Genomic DNA, 1,301 nt, shown 5'->3' with positions numbered 1-1,301 from the left:
CAAACACTCTCCATGCTGGCACGGTTATTTGTGGTATTACTTGAGTGATGGAAACTCTTCCAATAGGTATTGCCATGACGCCCATTGAAGGCAAAGGCTGGATCGCTCGAGTTTTGTGTATCGACACGAGAGGGCATTGCTTTAAGAAGTGCGATGCGAAAGTCTTTCGTTTCGTCTAGCTCATGAGATCTGCCACTGCCGTCTTTGACGGTAAAATCGACTACCAGTTTGGTTTCTCCGGTTTCTTGAGTGACCAATGATGGCTCGGAAACACTGATTTCGAAATCACCAAGTGCAGGTGGTGGTGTATTCTGATCGTTTTTGCTGTCTGGACCACATCCGGTGAGCAGTAAAATAAAAAATATTAATGTAGCGATCGACTTTAAACCGTTCATAGTCCCTCTCGATTCGTCCTAAAGTAAGTGGGAATGCGTTGGAATGGTTAAATATCTCAATAAGCAATTGATTGAAATATTAATTTTGTATTCAAGCCAAAAGCAAAATATCCATATTTACATCGCTTGAATAAATCGAAATACATGGCTTGTAAGAGTATAGACGCAATATGAAATATTATTAAAATAAACCGCTTTTTCTATGTGTGAATTTTGGGTTTTAAATTATTGTGTTTTTAAATCAATTATTTGTATTGGGGTTTATTGTTCTTGAAGAGGTCGGTGCAGAAAAAGTAAGGGTATTGAACTACGCTACTTTAAATGGTTGACGGCTTAATATTTTTATCTTGGGTATCGTTGGTTTTAAGTCGCGTTTATAAATTGATTTTCCTATCGTTTATTCGCTGTCTGGTTTTGATTAATAAAGATAATTACTACGGAGTCAGTCTAATATGCACCAACTAATTAAATTATCTCTAAAATTTTCCTCGGTGTTAGCCATTAGCTCAGTTTTGGCCTCCCACAGTTTAGCGTCACCAAGTGAGCTAATTTCACAACATGAATGTGAAGCTTGTCATGGGCCAAACGGTGTTAGCTCAGACACGAATATTCCGACCATCGCAGGGATTCCCGAGTTCAACTTTTTCGACCAGATGTTGCGTTACCTTGAAGGCAGACCCTCAGCTTCGGTTAATCACGTTTATGGAGATACGAGCCAAAAAGGCGACATGGTGACGATAGTCAAATCTTTATCTGAAGCGCAGATTGAAGAGTTAGCAAAACATTATGCTGGGCTTGAGTTTTTGCCAGCTAAGCAGTCTTTTGATCAAGCGTTAGCGATGAAAGGTAAGGCTATCCACGCGAAAAGTTGCGAGAACTGTCATTCGGATGGTGGCAGTAACGCTC

At 40.0% G+C, this 1,301-nt stretch carries 1 protein-coding gene and 1 pseudogene; one reads left to right on the top strand and one right to left on the bottom strand.

Going from position 1 to position 1,301, the window contains the following annotated elements; genetic code table 11:
• Window positions 1–395, bottom strand: a pseudogene (locus tag R7E42_RS24400) (cytochrome C); the annotation flags it as partial.
• Between the two features lie 452 nt (window positions 396–847).
• Here R7E42_RS24400 and R7E42_RS24395 point away from each other — a divergent pair.
• On the top strand, window positions 848–1,301 hold a 454-nt coding region (locus R7E42_RS24395; RefSeq protein WP_318073147.1), incomplete at its 3' end, for a cytochrome c-553.

The sequence above is a fragment of the Vibrio sp. Vb1337 genome (assembly GCF_033338715.1).
GTDB classification, from domain to species: domain Bacteria; phylum Pseudomonadota; class Gammaproteobacteria; order Enterobacterales; family Vibrionaceae; genus Vibrio; species Vibrio alginolyticus.
The sequence above is the reverse complement of the archived record's forward strand: the minus strand, read 5'-3'. Positions and strand labels throughout refer to the sequence as shown.